Consider the following 20,323-nt stretch of genomic DNA (forward strand, 5'->3'; position numbering starts at 1 on the left):
TAGTTTCGGGCTATAAATCTGAATCGTGTACAATGAATTTCACATCCGGGTCTTCTCCTGATGCACACTCATTTACATATTCAGAATCAATAGCATTTAGTTCAGTTACTGTTCCTGCAACAATTTTTTGAGGGATGATCTGAAAAGCTGCTTCTTCTATTTCATCATACATTTCGTCTTCTACAGTTTTTAATACCACATGCGTGATTCCCTGTTGTTGCCAGTAGGTTTGTATGGAGGCATCAAATTCTACATATCCGTATTTCAGTACTTTCATCAAATTTAAATTGGTTGGCAAATATGCGAAAAAAAAGGTGCCCGCTTAACTGCGGACACCGTCTTTTTTGAGATTTCAATAAAAAGCAAGCTATTTTAGTTGCCTAACTATTTCCAGCCACCGCCCAGGTTACGGTAAACATTGGTAGCTGCAGTTAACTGAGCCTTACGGGTTTCTATTAGTTCAAGCTTGGAATCTAGCGCATCACGTTGTGTCATCAACACCTCAAAATAATCTACACGGGCAGATTTGAATAGATCGTTGGATACATCGATTGCTTTATTCAGTGCGGCTACTTGTTTCGATTTTAAATCGTAGCTTTTTTGCAGGTTACTAACGTTAGATAGCTCAGTAGATACTTCCATGTAAGCATTTAAAATAACTTTCTCATAGTTGTACATGGCCTGAAGCTGCCTTGCATTTGCATTTTTAAACTCTGCTTTAATTCCATTTCTGTTGATAAGTGGTGCGGCAATGTCTCCGGCAAGGGAGTACAAAAGCGACTCTGGTGTTCTAAACAGAAAAGTAGGATTGAAGGCCTGAAAGCCTGCTGCGGCAGAGATATCCAGTGATGGATAGAATTCTGCACGGGCAACTTTAACATCCAGTTTTGCTGCTATCAGGTCCAGTTCTGCCTGTTTGATATCAGGTCTATTGGCCAGTAATTGCGAAGGAATTCCGGATTGTACCAGCGCAGGTGTTACATTTAAAAATTCAGCTTTATCTCTTTGGATGTCCTGAGGATAGCGGCCAAGCAGAAAATTAATCCTGTTCTCTGTTTCCTTAACGTTTTGCATGATTTCAAATTCCAAACTTTGAGACCTCAATACCTCTGCCTGGAATTTTTGAACGGCAAGTTCCGTTGTACGGGCAGCCTCTTTCTGAACCTTTACAATCTCAAGGGCATTTTTTTGCAGCCCGATGTTTTGTTTTACTATCAGCAATTGGTTGTCCAGGGCCTGTAGCTCATAATAAGAATTTGCTACTTCAGCTATCAAATTAGTTGTTGCGAAATTCTTGCCTTCAACAGTAGATAAATACCTTGTAATCATGGCCTTCTTCGCATTGCGCAGTTTTTTCCAGATATCAACTTCCCAGTTTGCGTATGCGGCAATGGTAAAATCACCAAGCGGATCAGGGAATTCCTGGCCGGGAGCTACTTGTGTTGAGGCATCGCCTGCGCCCTGGCTGGTATAGCGCCCAACTTTTTCCACTCCTGCACCCGCCTTTAAGCCCACCTTTGGAAATAAAGCGCCTTTTCTGGATTGTATTTCGTTTTTGGCGATCTCTATTTCCTGCATCGTGATCATTAGCTCCTGATTATTTTTAAGCGCCGTATCAATCAGGGTAACCAGATTTTTGTCGGTAAAGAAATTTCGCCACTGTCCCGCTGCAGCATTTGTGGTGTCTTTATCTGAACCGAATGATTCAGGAACTGATCTGTTCTCACTGCGTTGGCTGATTTGCGGGATCTTGCAACTTACAACCGCCAGGCATAAGCCAAGCGGGATGATATATCGATTTAATTTGAGTTTATACATTGTGATCGATTTCTTCTGTTAATGGATTTTCATCCTCATTTTTAACAATGATGTGTCTTTCTGATATTTTTGCGAATACGTAATAAAGGCCTGGGATGATGATAACTCCAAAAAGAGTACCTATCAGCATTCCGCCTGCAGCTGCAGAACCAATGGTTCGGTTTCCTGTAGCTCCTGGTCCGGATGCGAAAACCAATGGAATTAGCCCTGCTATAAAGGCAAAGGAAGTCATTAGAATGGGACGGAACCTAACCGCCGAACCTTCAATAGCCGCTTTTAATACAGAATCTCCAGCTCGGTGTCGCTGCACGGCAAATTCTACAATTAGTACCGCATTCTTACCTAGCAAACCAATGAGCATAACCATGGCTACCTGCGCGTAAATGTTATTTTCCAATCCACATATTTTAAGCAGCATAAATGCCCCAAAAATTCCCGCAGGAAGCGAAAGTATAACTGCGAAGGGAAGCAAGAAACTTTCATATTGCGCGGCCAGAATCAGGTATACGAAACCAAGACAGATCAGGAATATATAGATGGCTTCGTTTCCACGAGAAACCTCATCTGCAGAAATTCCGGCCCAGTCAATGCCAAATCCTCTCGGCAATGTTTTCTTAGCCACTTCTGCAACGGCTTCAATGGCAGAACCACTACTGTACCCTGCTGCTGAAGCGCCGCTTATTTCAGAAGCGTTAAACATATTATGCCTTGTGATTTCAGATAAGCCATACACCTTTTCCATTTTCATAAAAGCGGAAAATGGTACCATTTCATTCCTGTCATTTTTAACGTAAAGCTTCAAGATATCTGATGGCAGGGCACGGTACTGAGGCAAGGCCTGAACCATTACTTTGTACTGACGGTCGAATTTGATAAAACTGGTTTCATAATTACTGCCAACCAAAGTGGAAAGCGTATTCATCGCATTGTCTATGCTTACGCCTTTTTGCTGCGCAATGTCATTGTCTATTTTAAGCATGTATTGCGGAAAACTTGCGCTGTAAAAGGTAAATACTGATGAAAGCTCTGGACGTTTGTTCAGTTCTTTTACAAAATCTCTGCTAACAGTTTCCATTTTCTTGTAATCACCTGATCCAGCTTTGTCCAGTAAACGCAACTCAAATCCACCAGCTGCACCGTAACCGGGAACTGCTGGTGGCTGGAAAAATTCTATGGTTGCACCTTGAACGTCTTTAGATTTCTCTTCCAGCTCCTTCATGATTTCACCTACAGAATGTTTTCTTTCTTCCCAGCTTTTTAAGTTGATTAAGCAGGTTCCTGAGTTTGCTCCTGTTCCTTCAGTAAGGATTTCATAACCGGCAAGTGAAGAAACGGATTGTACACCATCAATTTTTTCAGCAATTTTCTGGAGTTTTTGTGCAATTTGGTTTGTACGTTCCAACGTAGAACCCGGTGGCGTCTGGATAATGGCATAGAACATTCCCTGGTCTTCATTTGGAATAAATCCTGAAGGCAGGCTGCTGTTTAATAACCCTATTCCTGCACAAAAAACAATAAGCATTATAAAAGTAACGGATCTTCTGTTTACAATTTTGCCCAGTAATCCTTGATAACTTCCAGAAATTCTGTTAAACCAATTGTTAAAACCATCAAGTACCTTATTCAATGCATTTTTCTTTTTCACTACGCCATGGTTATTTCTAAGCATGATTGCACATAGGGCAGGTGTAAGTGTTAACGCGATAACTCCTGAAAGTACAATTGCCGTTGCCATGGTAATCGAGAATTGCCTGTAGAAAATCCCCACAGGACCTGACATGAATGCCACAGGAATAAATACTGCGGTCATTACGAATGTGATGGCTATAATTGCACCGCTGATTTCATGCATGGCTTCTTGTGTAGCCAATAATGGCGACAGGTTTTTTTCTTCCATCTTGGCATGAACCGCCTCGACGACGACAATCGCGTTATCGACAACAATACCAATAGCCAGCACGAGTGCGAATAAAGAGATTAAGTTCAGCGTTATTCCAAAAAATGACATTACAGCAAAAGTTCCGATAAGCGATACTGGTACTGCAATGGCAGGGATTAGGGTAGAACGCCAGTCGCCAAGGAATAGGAATACAACAATTCCAACTAGTATAAAAGCTTCTACCAGCGTATGGATTACTTTTTCGATAGAAGCATCAAGAAATTTCGAAACATCATAACTAATCTCATAATCAACACCTTTTGGGAAGGAAGTGGATTTGATTTCGGCGAGTTTTTCCTTCACATCTTTAATAACCTGACTTGCGTTACTTCCGTACGATTGTTTCAATACGATTGCAGCCGAAGGACGTCCATTCATATTGGAATAGATATCGTAAAATGAACTTCCAAATTCAATGTCTGCTACATCTTTTAAACGAAGCAATTCTCCATCTGTGCTGGATTTTAGGATGATGTTTTCATATCCTTCTTTGGTGCTGAAACGACCCGGATATTTTAATACATATTCAAAAGCTTCAGAACGTTTCCCAGAACTTTCTCCAGTTTTACCAGGAGAGGCTTCAAGACTTTGCTCGTCAAGTGCTTTCAATACTTCGTCAGCAGAAATTTTATAGGCAAGCATACGGTCTGGTCTAAGCCAGATTCTCATTGCGTATTCACGGTTTCCGAGAATATCGGCATCTCCAACACCATTTACCCTTTTTAACTCCGACAGGATATTAATATCTGCAAAATTGAATAGGAATTTCTCATCCATTTTTGGGTCCTTGCTGTATAAATTGATGTACAGCAACATGCTCGATTCTTCACGTGTAATTTTTACACCCTCACGTACTACAAGTGGTGGAAGTTTATTTACGACAGAAGCAACCCGGTTTTGAACATTGATAGATGCCTGGTTTGGATCAGTTCCAAGATTGAATACAACCTGAATTGATGCTTCACCATCATTACCAGCGTCAGACGCCATATATTTCATTCCAGGTACGCCATTGATCGCACGCTCAAGCGGTATAAGGACTGCTTTGGTCATCAACTCTCCATTGGCACCTGGATACTCTGCAGTAATGTTCACCTTTGGTGGTGAAATTGAAGGAAATTGTGTTACCGGTAACTTTGTCATCGCCAGCGCACCCAGAAAAATAATGATGAGTGAGATAACGATAGACAGTACGGGTCTATGTATGAATTTATTAAACATTTGTTTTTGTTTTATGGGTCGACTACTCAGCGTTTAATTTCAGTTCGGAAATGGCCTGTTTTGGCGCCACAAATTTGAATTTTATTTTGTCGTCGTCTTTCACATTTTGCACGCCTTCAAGAAGGATTTTATCAGATGCGGTAATCCCGCTTCCTACTACGTATAAATCAGGCATTTCACTGCTGATGGTAATGTTTTTGGAGTGAACCACATTGTTATTCCCTATAACGAAAACATAAAATTTATCTTGGATTTCATAAGTCGCTTTTTGCGGAATGATGAGTGCATTTTTAAGCGGAACGGTCATTTGTACTTTTCCCGTCTCTCCATTTTTCAGCAATTTTTCAGGGTTTGGAAATTTAGCACGAAATGCAATGTTTCCTGTTTCGCTATCAAATTCGCTTTCTATGGTTTCTACTTGTCCTTTGTATTTCAATGGTTCATTGTTGGCTAATAGCAATCCCACTTTCTTGCTTCCGCGGTCTTTAACGTCGGTTTGGTAATTGAGGTATTCCGGTTCAGAAACATTGAAATAGGCATACATCTGACTGTTATCTGAAAGGGTTGTCAGCAACTGGCCTTCATCGATAAGACTTCCCAGTTTTTTCGGGATACGGTCAATTGTCCCATCAAATGGCGCTTTAATTACTGTGGCTGTTAAATGGAATTTTGCCATTGACATTTCCGCTTTAGCGCCATCTAGTTTTGCTTTTGCCATTGCCAGTTCGTTATTGGAAACGATATTTTTATCAGATAGTAATTTGGTGTTTTGTAGTTCGATTTCTGCAGATTTTACTTCAGCGGCAGCTTTTTGTGATTCGGCTTCATACATTTTTGGAACAATGCGGAACAAAATCTGCCCAGCTCTTACAAATTGACCTTCATCTACATAAATGTTCTGAAGGAAACCCTTTTCCAGTGCCCTGATTTCAATATTGCGTACAGATTTGATCTGCGAAACATACTCTTTGGTGATGGAGGTGTCAACTACCATTGGACTGGTTGCTGTGTAGTTTTGAGCCTCTTCTTTGACTTCTTTTTTAGATGTACAGCTGGTGTGGCACAATATGGCGCACAAACCCACGAGCATTACTATTCTTTTCATGATATAAAATGGTTTATTAGCAATTTGATGATAGGGGATTGGGATTTCCTAAGGAATTAAAAACCAGCTAAGCGGTATAAAACACAACTATATTGGAAAAGAATAATTTCTATTCTACCCCTTCCATAATGATATGATCTGACCTACGTTAACTGAATAATAGTCTAATCATATCCGCAATGATCTTTGCAGGATATATTTATTGGAGGAGGTATGTAATAATTGGCTGCCGAATGGCAGGCGGGATTTTAATTGACGGCAAAAAAGAATAAATACAGATACGTATGCAAGTGTGATATAGTAATTAGTGAGCAATACGTATTTTCGTGCGATAGCAATATCCTCATCATCATCTTCAACACTAAGAAAATCTTCCTTTTTTTCGCTAACGCTATTGTGATTGGTTAAAATAGACTTGTGATTTGATACTTCTGTGTTAAGTAGTTTTTTTTTATCTATTTGCTGTGCAATGATAGAATGGTGAGTGCCATAATGCAATCTTTTATAAATGGAGTCATATCCTTTAAAAAGAAAGAAGCACAAGGAAAGAAATAATACAGCGGTAACCTTCATATCCAACGCCAAAAGTACCACCACCATTGATAGAAATGGTGGTAGTAGTAATTTTAAACAGTCATTTTTTTGTAAATAGTTTTTAAAAGAAGAATTTTTGGTGTTTATAGCATGTGCAAACTAAGGTTCTGATGTCCTTGAACCCAACATGTCTCCTTCCTGGCTTCGTATATTTGGTATTGCTTCGATGGGCTAAGAATACCATTTAGGTATCATTAGATATACCAATGATACAGAACCGATACCCAACGGATACCGAACGGATAACCGACGTACGAACCCAGGCCGAAGCCAGGTACTACCCAGGCCGAAGGCGTACCTGAACAAACGGGCTAAAGGTTTTTGATTAGGTAACCCTCTTCTGCTCTTTGAGGGGCGCGGTTCACATAAAATTGACGGTTTTGCGGAGCCGTAGTTCCCAGGCCATCTACATATCGGTTAAACATACAGAATGCAGCCGAAATCAATACTGTGTCGTGAATTTCCTGGTCTGTTGCGTTCTCTTTTTTGGCTGCGGCAATCATTAACTCCGTAACCTGTTTTCCTCCATTTTGCACTGCGGCAGCTATGGCTAGCAGCGCTTTCATTTTGGCTGAAATTGTGGAGGTATTGAAATTGGCTTTTATTGCGTCAATCTCTTCAATATTGCAATTTAAGTAATGCCCCGCCAGCGCACCGTGTACATTCTGACAGAAAAAGCAATCGTTAAGATAGGAGACGTAGGTGCCTATCAGTTCACGCTCTCCACGGCTAAGAGAATTGTTGTCATCGCGAAGCAGCACTTCTGCCAGGGCATTTAGTGGAGCTGCAGTTTCAGGTCTATATTGCATTAAGCCCCTTATACCCGGAAGCTCGTTTTCTAAATTGATGTAGGACATTATGATTTGCTTTGAGCTGGAAGGTTATATCCTTTTGCCATGTGTTTTCCCATTTCCTTATAGAGTTCAGGATCTGTTGGCGTAAAGCTGGCGAGCCCATCTACGTATCTGTTAAACATGCAAAAAGCTGCAGCAATCAGTACTGTATCATGAATCTCCTTATCGGTGGCTCCTTCCTTTTTTGCCAGATCAATATCCTCCTGCTTAACCTCTTTGCCTAATATTTGTACCTTCCCGGCGATGTGCAAAAGGGCTTTCATTTTGTTGCTAATATTAGCCTGTTGTACATCTTTTAATACCTCATCCACAACTGCTTCTTCCTCTCCGTATAAACAGCGGGCTGCGGCGGCATGGCTACTCATACAAAAAAAACATTCGTTACGTTTTGATACATGTGCAGCAATCAATTCCCTATCGGTCTCTGAAAGTGGTGATTCACCTCTTAAAAGTTCCTGAGCCAATGCATATAAGTATTTTCCTGTTTCCGGTCTGAACATAACCAGTGATCTGATTCCTGGAACGCCTTCCGGTACGTTGATATGTGCCATATTATTTAGTTTAAATTGCGATCTCTTTTTTATCCTTAACAAATAGTACCACTACAAAGCCAATAAGGAATACAATAGAAAAAATGAATATTGCATTTCCATATCCACCCAATGATGAGACCAGCACACCAATAAACAATACTGCAGTACCCGTAAAGAGTCTGCCTATATTGAAACAAAAGCCAGTTGCTGTTGCACGTATTCCAGTATGGAAGAGTTGAGGGATATAAGCAGATAATACGCCCTGACTGGCGCCAAAGAATATTGCAAGCAATCCGATCTCGGCAAAAATGATTGGGCTGAAGGTTTGGTTTGTTTTGAATAGTACAAATGACATGACCGAACAAACTGCAAAGCAGAGCAACATTGATTTTCTAAGTCCAAGCAAGTTAACCAGCCATCCCGAAAAGAATCCACCTGTTAGTCCACCCATTCCCATACACATCATACTTAGTCCGCGCTCCTTTGGCGCATCAACATTAATTAGGCTTTGAACCCAAGTAGGGAGCCAGGAAAATATAGCCCATAATCCGATGAGCATGGTGCCAAACATCAATGAGCCAATTAAAAGTTCTTTACGGTTCTCTTTAGAATACCAGAGCGTTCTTGCGTTATATGCTTTTTGCTGTTTGTGCTCCAGCCATGTATCCGATTCCTTTAAAAGCCAGGCACCGGCAATCGCTAGTATCACCGGTACTGCCCCAATAAAAAATCCTTCCCGCCAGGAAGATACGATGAAGTTGATTAACCCAGCTGAAAATATGCCCACAGGAAATGCAATGGAGATGATTCCGGTTACAACAGCCCTGGTTTTTTGCGGCCATACTTCACTTAGCAGCGTAAAGGACACTACCAATACGCCACCTACACCAAATCCGCTCATAAACCGGCAAATTACTACACCCATCCATTGTGGCATTAGGCCGGTCAAGAATGTGAATATACCATAACATGCGATGGCATAAAGTAATGCCCGTTTCCTTCCAATTTTATCGCTAATTAAGCCCCAGCTGAAACCACCGAATGCCCAGCCAAATATGAACAGTGCATTGATGAACCCGCTAATGCTGTTTAACTCTTCCGGATTGAGATCTCCCTGTAGGTCTTTCACCACAACAGGGAGGTAAACTGACATTAGTGTAGATACCGTTCCGCCCAGCGCACTGCTAACAAAGCACAATATGAATAAAATGCTGAGGTAGGTTTTGCTTAGTTTAATGGTGCTCATGTCCTGCTTATTTAAGAGGGTTGTCAAATGACAAGGCTACATAGTAAACTGCACCTACTGCAGGAGATCCGTATGCTTGTGAAACATATTTGTTAAAGATGTTGCTGCCACCAAGTTTAATTGTGGTATTGATGGATGGTATTTTTTTGTTGATCTGCGCATCTACCATTGAATAGGCTTTGATACGACCGGGCCTTACGCCATTAAAAGTACCATACCAGTCGAACGCGCTTTGCCAGTGCCATGCCAAATTGAAGCCAACATTTTTGAATGCATTTGAATTGCCAAAGGTTGCATTTGTGCTATATTCTGGTGTATTGAATTGCGCAATGTTGTTAATGTTTGCACTGCCAAGGTTGAAGTCCGACCAAGTTGCGTTGCCACCCAATACATAGCCGCCATTAAATAGATAAGTAAGTCCAGCGCTTACCCCCTGCGCAGATACTTTGTCTTCTGCATTGGTATACAGCTGAAAAGCACTTACAGTACGGGCTGCAACTTCAGCTGCAGCAGCAGGATTAATTTTTCCATCAGTTCCCAGTACGTTACTGGTTGGTCTTATGACCACTGTATTTAACAAAAAGTTGGTATAAGAGCTGTGGTAATAATTTAGGTCTACCAGAAGTTTTTCGTTGATCAGGCTTTTGTAACCCACCTCATATGCTTTCTGTTGCTCAGGTTTAACATAAGCTACATTTGACTTAACAAGCAAGTCTTTATTCTGATTAATGGCATTGGGAGGCGTTGCGCCGCCGCCAATTGCTGCGCCAACAGCAGGCCCAAAGATATTAACAGAAGCAGCAGTAAATGAGTTCTCGTAAACATTAAGGCCGGCGCTGTTGCCAGGTGCACCACCAAGTATGGTAATTGGCCCTACGTTTAAGTGAATGAACTGATCAACGGGTGTTGGGTTTCTAAAGCCGGTTTGATATGATGCCCTGAAATTGTGAATCTTATTAACAGTATATACACCAGAGAAACGAGGGGTAATACTGCCTTTAAAGTTTTCATTTTTATCGTAGCGGATAGAGGCACTCAGTTTAAGTTTATCATCTAGTAATTTTTTACCCGCTTGTAGGAACGCACCATATTCTTTAATCCCTATTTTGTTGGTTTTATCGTCAAATAAACTTCCGTTGGTAAACATTTTGTAATTGCGGAAGCTGCCCCCGGCAAGTAGCTCAACCACTTTTACCGCATTAGAAAAATCATATTGTGCATCTGTGTGATAAAATTTGCTGTTACTGAATACGCCGGCGCCACTTAATCCATAATTGTGGATAGAAGCATCTTTTGATTTTTCAAAAGCATCGGAACCCGGTAAGAATCTGCCCTGATCGGCAAATGTTCTTGCAGCAGTATTGTTGTTTCCAGCAACACCTGGTCTTGTACCGTTAAATGCGGCCGAATATCTTGCAAACCAGGTGTCATCTGCCAGGTTTGGCGCCACTGTATTTCCGCTCAAATCTTTCACCCAATCTCGGTTTATAAATTGTGCAAGGGAACGGGTATTGTAAGAATCATGAGAATTTTCGGTAACTACATAGCTGCGCACAAAGAAGTTGCTGCCTTTTAGTTCCAATCTGTGGTTTTGTAGAACAAAATTATTGAGGTCAAATCGGCTGCTGCCAGTATAGCTGGCAGTACCTACTCCATAATTGTATTGATAAATAGCTTCCAATCCGCTGGAAATGCGGTAATGTAATGCGCCGTTTAGCTTAAGACTGTAAACATTATAGTTCATCAGGTTTTGCTCTTCATACCCGGTGCGCGATACCACTCCTATACCCGGGAGGTTTCTGGAAACCTCATCACCATATATATTAAGGCCGTCTTTTGCAGGGTTATTTGGTCCACGCAATTCGGGCGCTGTTGTGGAGCTGATATCTGTGTAATCATTTGCATACCAATCAACTCCTTGTAAATAGGATGCGTTGATCTTAATAGCAAAACGGTCATTAAATGCATGTGCATATCTCAATGCGAAATCGTTGAGTTCTTTTGAACCACCCTGATTTGAACCCAGGTGGTTAACCCCTGTTTTTATTTGATAAGAAAGGCCCTGATAAGTAAAAGGATCTTTAGTTTTTATGTTTAGTAAACCATTAAATGCAACTGGTCCGTAGAGCGCCGATGCGGCTCCGGGAATAACCTCAGCAGATTCTATATCAAGGTCTGACGCGCCAAAAAGATTACCTATGGAGAAGTTTAGTCCCGGAGTTTGGTTGTCAATTCCATCAACCAATTGAAGAAATCTGGAATTTCCGGTAGTATTAAATCCACGGGTGTTTACCTGCTTATAGGTTACACTGCTGGTAACAGCTTCCATTCCTTTAAGGCTTTGCAATCCATCATAATAGGTAAAGGAAGGGTTTTCTTTAATGGTTTTTAGCGACATTTTTTCAATGCTCACAGGAGATTGCAGGATACTTTGGCTTATTCGTGAAGCAGAAGTTACTACTTCGTTGAGCATTACAGCCTGTGGGTTTAAAGAGATGGCGGCATCTTGCCCTGCCGAAGTTATTTCAATTTCTTTGGTTTCAAATCCTATTGCGGAGATGACAAGGGTAAGGGGGAGTTTGCCGCTATAATTCAAAGTGAATTTTCCGGCACTGTTTGTTGTAGTTCCGGCTATCTTGTCTTTTACCTTTATGCTGGCGCTTATAATTGCCGCACTGTTGTCTGTAGAGTTTACTGTTCCTGTGATCTTGGTTTCCTGAGCAAGGAGGTTGATTGAGGAGAGCAATAATACAAAAAGTAATACTTTTTTCATGTTGTTTGGTTGGGTGTAAATTGGCTAATTATTTTTTAAGATGATCATAACCTTGGGGTAATCTGGTATACCCGTGGTTAACTAATCGGTCTGCTAAAACGTTGTAATACGCAGGTTCTGTGGGCAATGAAGTGCCCAATCCGTCAACATAACGGTTATATAAACAGAACAGCGCTGCAATAAGTACGGTGTCATGTATCTCTATATCAGTTGCGCCGGCCTCGCGGGCATTGTTTATTTGGGTTTCAGTTACTTGTTTTCCACCTTTTCCAGTTGCGGTTGCAATATGAAGAAGGGCCTTCATTTTTTCGCTTACTGGTGCGGTATCAATATTTTCTTTAACTTTTTGCGCCGTGTCAGATTCTCCGGCAAGTAAGTCGGCAGCTGCAGTATGAGCTGTCGTGCAAAAGGTACATTCATTTCCATAAGATACTACAGTAGCAATGAGCTCCCGATCTGCCTCTGATAAAGTAGATGGGCCTCTTAATAGAAATTGAGTAAGGTCACGTATAGGCTGAGCGGTATTTTTACTAAATTCCAGCAAGCCAGTTATTCCTGGAAGATGGTCTTGAAGTTTTATAAATGGCATCTTTAAAGTGGCGTTGGTTTAATTTGGTTATTCGAAATTAGAATAATTATTTAATTAATCAACTATTTTTCATTTGAAAAGGCTATTTGTCAGCTTATAAATAAAGCTCAAATGGAAAATAATTAAAGAGAATAAAATATTGTGTTTTTTGAATTACCTTAGTGTTCTTAAATTTAATCACACATGAAAAAAACATTTATCGCTGCAGCCCTGATGCTGTTATGCACAGTATCATTTGCGCAGCAGGCCAATACCCTTACAAAGAAAGAGAAGAAAGCAGGCTGGAAGTTATTGTTTGATGGCAAGACTACCAAAGGTTGGCATACTTACCTTCGTGATACCGTTGGTTCCAAATGGCAGGTCGCCAATGGAGCAATTATGTTTGACCAAACTAAACCAAGTAGCGGTGGTGGTGATTTGGTTACTAACGGGATTTATGAGAACTATGAGCTTAATTTGGAATGGAAAGTTGCCAAAGGAAGTAACAGCGGTTTGATCTTTGATATTCAGGAAGACCGTAAATACGGCGCAACCTATACCACTGGTCCGGAGATGCAAGTTTTGGATAACATCGATGCAGATGATAATAAAAAGGAAAATCACCTTGCCGGATGTCTTTATGATATGGCTGGAGATGCTTCAGTTTCTAAGCCTAAACCAGTAGGAGAGTGGAATAAGGTTAGATTGATACAAAATAAAGGTCACCTAATGTTTTATTTGAATGGTATTAAAACATTTGAAGGACAAATAGGAAGTGATGAGTGGAATAAATTGGTAGCTAACAGCAAGTTCAAAGACAAATACTTTTCAAATTTTGCTAAAGTTGCTAAAGGAAAAATTGCTCTACAAGAACACCCAGGCTCAAGTTATTGGAGAAATATCAAAATCCGTACTTTATAGTATTTAAGATTATAATACCTGCTGTGGCAGTGATGATTAACGAATTTCTAATTATCACTGCCGCAGTTTTTTTATGGGTTGTTTCAACAGCCCCCAAAAGTTGTAGCGGTTAAGTTAAGGCTATATATCAAGATGTCACAGCACAGTAAAAGACTTAAAAAAACTCTTTTGTTTTGTAACAATTTTGTACATTTGTTATAGTATTTAAATAACTCATTAAACAAAACCCATCTATTTGACGCAAACTTACCTAATAAAGTATAAACACAGAGAGTTACAAAAACAGATTCTATGAGAAAATACATTTTAGGCGGAGCAGGTGTTCTTCTACTCACTTTTTCGCTATTTACTTTAAGCTGGAAGTCTCCTATTGAGACTGGACCTATAGTGCGTACTGCATCTGAAGATTCTTTATACAACAAATATGTAAATGATCTTTATGATACTGTTCATTTGGCGAATTCTGGATTGAGCAAGATTGTGTTTGAGAAAGCCATTACTGGTTACTTTAACCTGAAGATGATTGGTAAAGTGTCCAATTCAAAATCTGTGATCAGTATTGCAGACATGGATCAGGCAAGCACGTCAAAAAGGCTTTGGATTATAGACTTGGATAAGAAGAAGTTATTGTTGAATACTTGGGTTGCGCATGGACAAGGCAGTGGATCTGATATGGCCACGCATTTTTCTAATGTGAACGACTCTTTCCAAAGCAGCATTGGCTTTTATGTTACCGGAGAGATTTATAGCGGTAAACATGGTCGCTCATTGAAACTTGATGGTATGGATGATGGTTATAATGATAATGCACGCCTACGTTCCATAGTAGTTCATGGAGCTTCCTATGTTGGTCAGGGTACCATTAATGCGCTAGGCAGATTAGGACGTAGTCAGGGATGTCCGGCCGTTGCTCCCGAACTTGCAGATGAGGTGATCAATACCATTTCTGATAAGACTGTTCTTTTCATAAACGGTAGTGATCAACGTTATACATCTAGGTTTTTAAATCATCATTTGGCAGCAGATCTGGCCCAAGTAAATACTTCAGACATTATAGATACCACCACCAAATCTATTTTGGTAAATAATTAGTATTACAATTTTGCTGTTAACCTTTGCATATAGCTGTCCAATACGATATCTAATCCATATACGTCTTTTCTAAATTGTACGGTGCCCTTGTCATCTACCCAAGCAGTGATATAAGTTAAATATACAGGAACCTGAGGTTTAAGACTAATGTCTTTAGCTTCAGGATTTTCGCTTTTCATCTCAGTGCCAATGGTTTTACTCTTTTCGCCTTCACCGAATAGCGCTTTGGCAAGTTCAAGTGGCTTTTCTACACGAACACAACCATGACTTACTGCCCTCATAGAAAGGTTAAAAGCTGCTTTTGCTGGGGTATCATGTAAATAAACACTCTCGTCATTTTGGAAAAGAAATTTAATCTTGCCTAGAGAGTTGTCATCTCCTGGACGTTGCTTAAAAGCATATTTAGTGCCCGCGTCTGCTGCAGAAAAATCAATAGTTTCAGGATCTTCTACTAATTTTCCATTTTGATATACATCTATATTTTTACTAGACAGGTAATAGCGATCTTTGGCGGCATCTTTAACAATTTCTTTTGAGGCGATGCTCTCAGGAATGTTCCATACCGGGTTTACTTGTACACTATGTATCATACTGTTTAGTTGCGGCGTTTCTCTAGAAAACGGTCTATCCTTACTTAGCCCGGTTTCATCGTATTCTTTTAATGAATCTGTAAAGTTTTTATTCCGTCCTTCTCCAACACATACTTTCATGTTTAGGGTTGACTTCCCATTTTCCATTACATCCAGGTTGAAATCGGCAATGTTTACAATTACATATTTATTTTCCTTAGGCTTGTTTTTCCACCTTAGTCTTTCCAGGTTGGCTTTTAATATGCGACTGCCATCTTCCATTGACAATCCAGTGCCTGTAATACCCGTCTTTAAAGCTTTTTGAAGCGCAATGTAATTTGGGTCTTTTGGTTGTATGCTATCTAAATACGTCTTAATGTTGCTCACAGCAAAGATCTTCATCATACTGGTACTATCTGGCCTTTTTGTTTCTGTGTAATAGTTCGCATAGATTTTACGCGGACTAAGTACGCCGAATTGCATCGCATTACTGTAATCGATTAAAGAATTGGCAATTAATATTTCTAATTGGGCCAGATCAGTATAAGCCTCTCCAGCTGTCTTTATGGCTTTTTTATCATAAAACTTATTCACTAGTTGCACGATTCGTTCTGCATTAAATAGCCTTGGATCTAAACCATGCTCAGCAGATTTACTTAAAAACTCAGGTACATTTTTCAATTCTCCTTTTGGAAAGTGCTTTAGAATCAGTTTGGGTTCAAAATCATTGGCGGTGTAATATGCGGTGATTAACTTTGGATTACCGAGCTGAGATTTCTCGTCAGTCAGCATCTTTTCCATCACGACTGCAAAAGTATCTGCATTCAGATTTTTAAAAGCTTTGTTCTTTGTTTCGGCAAACAATACCTTTGAAATATCTGATCGTACTTTTTTCTTACATGAAGTAAGGACAGAAGTTGCTGCCAATATAATAATCAGAAGAGTTTTAATGCCGAAATACTGCGGATTAGTAGATTTATTCATATTGAATTCATACGAATAATTATGCCAATTATTTAGCAGCCAGAATAAAAATAGGTTAAAGCAATTTTATTAGTTTAGACCATACATTTTCTGCAACTATAACCTGGCCTTTAGCAGTTGGATGGATGCCATCAGCTTGATTTAGTGATGGAATACCCGCAACATTTCTCAATAGAAAAGGAAGAAAGGTCATTTTATTGTCTGTTGCGAGTGTCTTAAACATATTCCTAAAATCTGTAGTATACTTTTTGCCCATATTTGGTGGTACTTCCATTCCCGCAAGCATCAACTTGGCTTCGGGATATTTCTGCTTAACCCTATCAATTATTGCTTGTAAGTTACCGGTTGTTTCCCTTACAGGGATCCCACGCAGTCCATCATTGGCACCTAACTCTAGTACAAAAATATCGATATGCTGCTTCAGCATCCAGTCTATTCTGCCTTTTCCAGCCGCAGAGGTTTCGCCACTAAGCCCCGCATTAACCGTCTGATAAGGAAGTTTTAGCGAGTCGATTTTATGCTGGATCAATTGAGGGTAGGCTTGATCAGTTGATTCTAGTCCGTAACCTGCTGTAAGGCTTGTGCCAAAAAAGAGGATTGTCTTTTTACTGGGTGCTTTTTCGTTTTTTTTAAGCTCATCTGTCTCCCCGGTACCTTTAACTTCCTTTTCACTTTGTTTTCCGTTACAGGAAAAAAGCATAATCATAACTAAAGCTGAAATGGCTGAACTGCTGATGCGTGACATATTGATGCAATAAAAGCATAAATTTACGCTTTAGCAATAGATATTCTATAATTTGAACAATATGGCAGCAAACACGATCCTCCAAATTGAACAATTAACCAAAATTTACAAAAGTGCAGGCAAAAGCCTCACTGTCCTTGAGGATGTCAATTTTAGTATTGTTGCCGGAGAAACTGTTGCAATTACAGGTCCATCTGGTAGTGGTAAGACCACTTTACTTGGGCTTTGTGCAGGCTTGGATAGTACTTCTTCTGGTACCGTTACATTAAATGGTATCAAATTAGATTTGCTGTCTGAAGATGAGCGGGCTGCAGTTAGAAATAATCACATTGGATTTATTTTTCAAAACTTCCAGCTTATTCCAACATTAACAGCGTTGGAAAATGTGATGGTACCGATGGAGCTTCGCGGCGAAAGGAATGTTAGTGGTTATGCTATGGATTTGCTGGATAAAGTAGGATTGGCAGATAGGTCTCACCATTACCCTTTACAGTTGTCTGGCGGCGAGCAACAAAGAGTTTCATTAGCAAGAGCTTTCTCTAATCGTCCTTCTATTCTGTTTGCAGATGAGCCAACAGGTAATTTAGATGCTGAAACGAGCGAGAAAGTTGAAAAGTTAATGTTCAATTTGAATAGTGACGCCGGAACTACGCTGATTATTGTTACCCATGATCCTGAACTGGCTATGCATACCAACAGATTGATCAAACTTAAGGGAGGGAAAGTAATTGCTGATCAGACCAATGCGAAGTAAAAATACATCAACATCATACAAAAAGGTTGGCTATGCCTGGCTTACTAAAATGGCTTGGCGCGACGCAAGAAAGAACCGTTCCAGGTTGCTCTTATTTGTTTCTTCAATCGTGCTCGGAATTGCTGCCTTAGTGGCTGTATATTCTTTTAGGGACAATATGGAAAGGGATATTGATGATCAGGCTAAGACCCTTACAGGTGCAGATTTAATGGTTGAATCACGCCAACCATTTTCTGCTAAAGCTGTGCAATTACTATCCAAATTGGGTAATGAAACTTCGACCGAAAGAAGCTTTGCATCCATGATCTACTTTCTCAGAAATGAGCAAAGCAGGTTGGTTCAGGTAAAGGCAATTGAAGGGAACTTTCCATACTATGGTAAGTTAGAAACCACACCTTTAAGGGCGGCAGGTCAATTTAAAGATTTGGAGCGGGGTGCATTGGTTGATCGTACTGTAATGCTTCAGTATAACGCAAAGGCAGGTGATTCTATTAAAATTGGATCGCTTAGTTTTTTAATTTGCGGGTCGTTAGACAAGGCACCAGGACAGTCTAGCCTATCTTCTACAGTTGCGCCTGTTGTTTATATTCCATTAAAGTACCTGGAGCAAACAGGCTTATCTAAAATCGGAAGCAGAATTCAGTATAAATATTACTTCAAATACAATAGTGGTAGCCAGCTTAATCAGGATTTGAAAAAGCTTCAGCCAATGTTTGATAAAGAAGGACTGGATATAGAAACCGTTGCTTCAAGAAAAGAACGCATAGGCAGGTCGTTTCAGGATGTTAGCAGATTTCTGGCGCTCTCTGGGTTTATAGCGCTTTTGTTAGGTTGTATTGGCGTTGGCAGCTCTATTCAGGTTTATATAAAAGAGAAGCTAACCACTATTGCGACACTAAGGTGTCTTGGTTTGAGGGTAAAGGAAGCCTTCCTAATTTACCTGATCCAAATAACGGGTTTGGGAATAATCGGATCAGTTTTAGGGGCTGTTATTGGAACACTTATTCAATTCGCTCTTCCTGTTGTTTTCAAGGATTTTATTCCGGTTGAACTGAGTATGCAACCTTCTTGGTCTGCCATTGGGCAGGGCATCCTATTGGGGGTTTTTATCTCCATCTTGTTTGCCATGCCTGCATTGCTTGCCGTTAGAAATATCTCGCCGCTAAATGCCATCAGGCAATCTTTGGAGCGGTCAAAACAAAAGACCGATTATCTTTTATATGCTACTTATTGTCTGATCTTCATTTTTGTGCTTGCTTTTTCCCGTCTTCAAATGAACAACTGGTTTGAGGCAGGAATCTTTTGCCTTAGTTTACTGTTTGCCTGCTCAATTTTATATGGCATTTCAAGATTGTTAATGTTTCTGGTTAGAAAGATGGTATCTAGATTTTCATCCTATTTATACAGACAAGGGTTTTCAAATTTATACAGGCCCAACAACCAAACATTAATGTTAACGGTGTCCATAGGCTTATCAACTACGCTAATATGTACGCTATTTCTAATCCAGGGAATTCTTATACAGCGCGTGCAGTTGTCTTCTTCTAAAAGTCAGGCCAATATGATTTTGTTCGACATACAGAGCAGCCAACAAGACGCAGCAGCAGCTTTAGCAAAATCTTACGGACTACCAGTAATTGCACAGGTACCAGTTGTAACCGTAAGGATTGATAAAATAAATGGGCGTAGTGCAATGGGTAAACGACGTGACGACAAGGCTTTTCAGGGAGAATTGCGCGTTACCTTTCAGGATACACTTACTGCTGCTGAGAAGATCGTTAGCGGTACGTGGCGAGGTCGAAAGGGGAATGATGGTAAAATATTTGTGTCACTGGAAGATGGTTATGCGAGGCGGATTAATGCCAAAATAGGGGATACCATACTTTTTAATGTTCAAAGGCTCCCCATTTCTACAATAGTAGGGAGTTTGAGAACAGTGAATTGGACGAGAATGCAAACAAACTTTAGAGTAGTATTCCCAACCGGCGTATTGGAAGATGCACCGCAATTTCATGTACTCATGACAAAAGTTCCCTCAAATATTGTCTCTGCAAAGTTCCAGGGAGCCGTAGTGAGGAACTTTCCTAATATTTCTGTAATTGACCTAGGGTTGGTTCTTAAAGTAGTCGAAGACTTATTGTCTAAAATTAGTTTTGTTATCAAGTTTATGGCGTCTTTTAGTATGGCCACAGGCTGGGTAGTACTCATATCTGCTGTGCTGACTAGTAAAAGTCAGCGATTAAAAGAGATTATACTTTTGCGTACTCTTGGGGCAAGTAAAAAGCAAATTATGATAATCACGATAGTAGAATATGCTTTTTTGGGTGTATTTGCTGCAGGGGCAGGCGTCTTGCTTTCCTTATCGGCCAGCTGGGCATTATCAGCATTTTTGTTTGATGCAACTTTTAACTTTCCAATTATTCCTGTGGTTGTTATATTCTTGTCTGTGTGTTTGATTATTGTTATAACGGGGGTGCTAAGCAGCCGCAAGACACTGAATACACCACCTATTCAAATTTTAAATGCTTAGAAGCACCATGTAAATAACTATTTCTGTTAAAGCTGAATAGGCTTATATCCCTTACAATACAGGAGTAAATATTTTAT

16 protein-coding genes are annotated in these 20,323 nt (G+C 40.1%); 4 read left to right on the forward strand and 12 right to left on the reverse strand.

Annotation, left to right across the window (positions count from 1 at the left end; genetic code table 11):
• Nucleotides 1-10 precede the first annotated feature (10 nt).
• The 10 genes from ACVWYN_RS11395 to ACVWYN_RS11440 form a co-directional block, all read right to left on the reverse strand.
• The gene (locus ACVWYN_RS11395; RefSeq protein ID WP_457288988.1) at nucleotides 11-277 is read right to left on the reverse strand and encodes a hypothetical protein; all 267 of its coding nucleotides are present in this window, start codon (nucleotides 275-277) and stop codon (nucleotides 11-13) included.
• Between the two features lie 107 nt (nucleotides 278-384).
• A complete protein-coding gene (locus ACVWYN_RS11400; RefSeq protein ID WP_457288989.1) occupies nucleotides 385-1,818 on the reverse strand; it encodes a TolC family protein in 1,434 nt (477 codons plus the stop codon).
• The gene (locus ACVWYN_RS11405; RefSeq protein ID WP_457288990.1) at nucleotides 1,811-4,978 is read right to left on the reverse strand and encodes an efflux RND transporter permease subunit; all 3,168 of its coding nucleotides are present in this window, start codon (nucleotides 4,976-4,978) and stop codon (nucleotides 1,811-1,813) included. The genes ACVWYN_RS11400 and ACVWYN_RS11405 overlap by 8 nt, the downstream gene beginning before the upstream one ends.
• Before the next feature lie 22 nt (nucleotides 4,979-5,000).
• Nucleotides 5,001-6,083, reverse strand: a complete 1,083-nt coding sequence (locus ACVWYN_RS11410) for an efflux RND transporter periplasmic adaptor subunit (protein ID WP_457288991.1) — start codon at nucleotides 6,081-6,083, stop codon at nucleotides 5,001-5,003.
• 168 nt (nucleotides 6,084-6,251) lie between these two features.
• Nucleotides 6,252-6,683, reverse strand: a complete 432-nt coding sequence (locus ACVWYN_RS11415; protein ID WP_457288992.1) for a hypothetical protein — start codon at nucleotides 6,681-6,683, stop codon at nucleotides 6,252-6,254.
• A gap of 305 nt (nucleotides 6,684-6,988) precedes the next feature.
• The gene (locus ACVWYN_RS11420) at nucleotides 6,989-7,534 is read right to left on the reverse strand and encodes a carboxymuconolactone decarboxylase family protein (RefSeq protein ID WP_457288993.1); all 546 of its coding nucleotides are present in this window, start codon (nucleotides 7,532-7,534) and stop codon (nucleotides 6,989-6,991) included.
• Entirely contained in the window at nucleotides 7,534-8,082 is a 549-nt protein-coding gene (locus ACVWYN_RS11425; protein ID WP_457288994.1) for a carboxymuconolactone decarboxylase family protein, read from the reverse strand. Before ACVWYN_RS11425 ends, ACVWYN_RS11420 begins: the two co-directional genes overlap by 1 nt.
• Nucleotides 8,083-8,092: 10 nt before the next feature.
• Entirely contained in the window at nucleotides 8,093-9,310 is a 1,218-nt protein-coding gene (locus ACVWYN_RS11430) for an MFS transporter (protein WP_457288995.1), read from the reverse strand.
• Nucleotides 9,311-9,317: 7 nt separating this feature from the next.
• Nucleotides 9,318-12,083 (reverse strand): TonB-dependent receptor domain-containing protein, encoded by a 2,766-nt coding sequence (locus tag ACVWYN_RS11435; protein ID WP_457288996.1) that lies wholly within the window; start codon nucleotides 12,081-12,083, stop codon nucleotides 9,318-9,320.
• Between the two features lie 28 nt (nucleotides 12,084-12,111).
• Nucleotides 12,112-12,672 (reverse strand): carboxymuconolactone decarboxylase family protein, encoded by a 561-nt coding sequence (locus tag ACVWYN_RS11440; RefSeq protein WP_457288997.1) that lies wholly within the window; start codon nucleotides 12,670-12,672, stop codon nucleotides 12,112-12,114.
• A 183-nt stretch (nucleotides 12,673-12,855) separates the two neighbouring features.
• Between ACVWYN_RS11440 and ACVWYN_RS11445 the strand changes: the two genes are divergently transcribed.
• Together ACVWYN_RS11445 and ACVWYN_RS11450 are read left to right on the forward strand one after the other, a co-directional pair.
• Nucleotides 12,856-13,572 (forward strand): 3-keto-disaccharide hydrolase, encoded by a 717-nt coding sequence (locus ACVWYN_RS11445; RefSeq protein ID WP_457288998.1) that lies wholly within the window; start codon nucleotides 12,856-12,858, stop codon nucleotides 13,570-13,572.
• A 291-nt stretch (nucleotides 13,573-13,863) separates the two neighbouring features.
• On the forward strand, nucleotides 13,864-14,664 hold the full coding sequence (locus ACVWYN_RS11450) for a murein L,D-transpeptidase catalytic domain family protein (RefSeq protein ID WP_457288999.1): 801 nt from the start codon (nucleotides 13,864-13,866) through the stop codon (nucleotides 14,662-14,664).
• Between the two features lie 2 nt (nucleotides 14,665-14,666).
• Here ACVWYN_RS11450 and ACVWYN_RS11455 read toward each other — a convergent pair whose 3' ends face one another.
• Both ACVWYN_RS11455 and ACVWYN_RS11460 read right to left on the reverse strand, forming a co-directional pair.
• Nucleotides 14,667-16,217 (reverse strand): L,D-transpeptidase scaffold domain-containing protein, encoded by a 1,551-nt coding sequence (locus ACVWYN_RS11455; RefSeq protein ID WP_457289000.1) that lies wholly within the window; start codon nucleotides 16,215-16,217, stop codon nucleotides 14,667-14,669.
• 55 nt (nucleotides 16,218-16,272) lie between these two features.
• Nucleotides 16,273-16,962, reverse strand: a complete 690-nt coding sequence (locus ACVWYN_RS11460; protein WP_457289001.1) for an arylesterase — start codon at nucleotides 16,960-16,962, stop codon at nucleotides 16,273-16,275.
• A gap of 61 nt (nucleotides 16,963-17,023) precedes the next feature.
• Here ACVWYN_RS11460 and ACVWYN_RS11465 point away from each other — a divergent pair, with 61 nt between their 5' ends.
• Together ACVWYN_RS11465 and ACVWYN_RS11470 are read left to right on the forward strand one after the other, a co-directional pair.
• A complete protein-coding gene (locus tag ACVWYN_RS11465; RefSeq protein WP_457289002.1) occupies nucleotides 17,024-17,716 on the forward strand; it encodes an ABC transporter ATP-binding protein in 693 nt (230 codons plus the stop codon).
• Nucleotides 17,706-20,246, forward strand: coding sequence for an ABC transporter permease (locus ACVWYN_RS11470; RefSeq protein ID WP_457289003.1), 2,541 nt, complete (start codon nucleotides 17,706-17,708; stop codon nucleotides 20,244-20,246). The genes ACVWYN_RS11465 and ACVWYN_RS11470 overlap by 11 nt, the downstream gene beginning before the upstream one ends.
• Nucleotides 20,247-20,323: the final 77 nt, after the last annotated feature.

The sequence above is a fragment of the Pedobacter sp. UYP24 genome, from assembly GCF_054057295.1.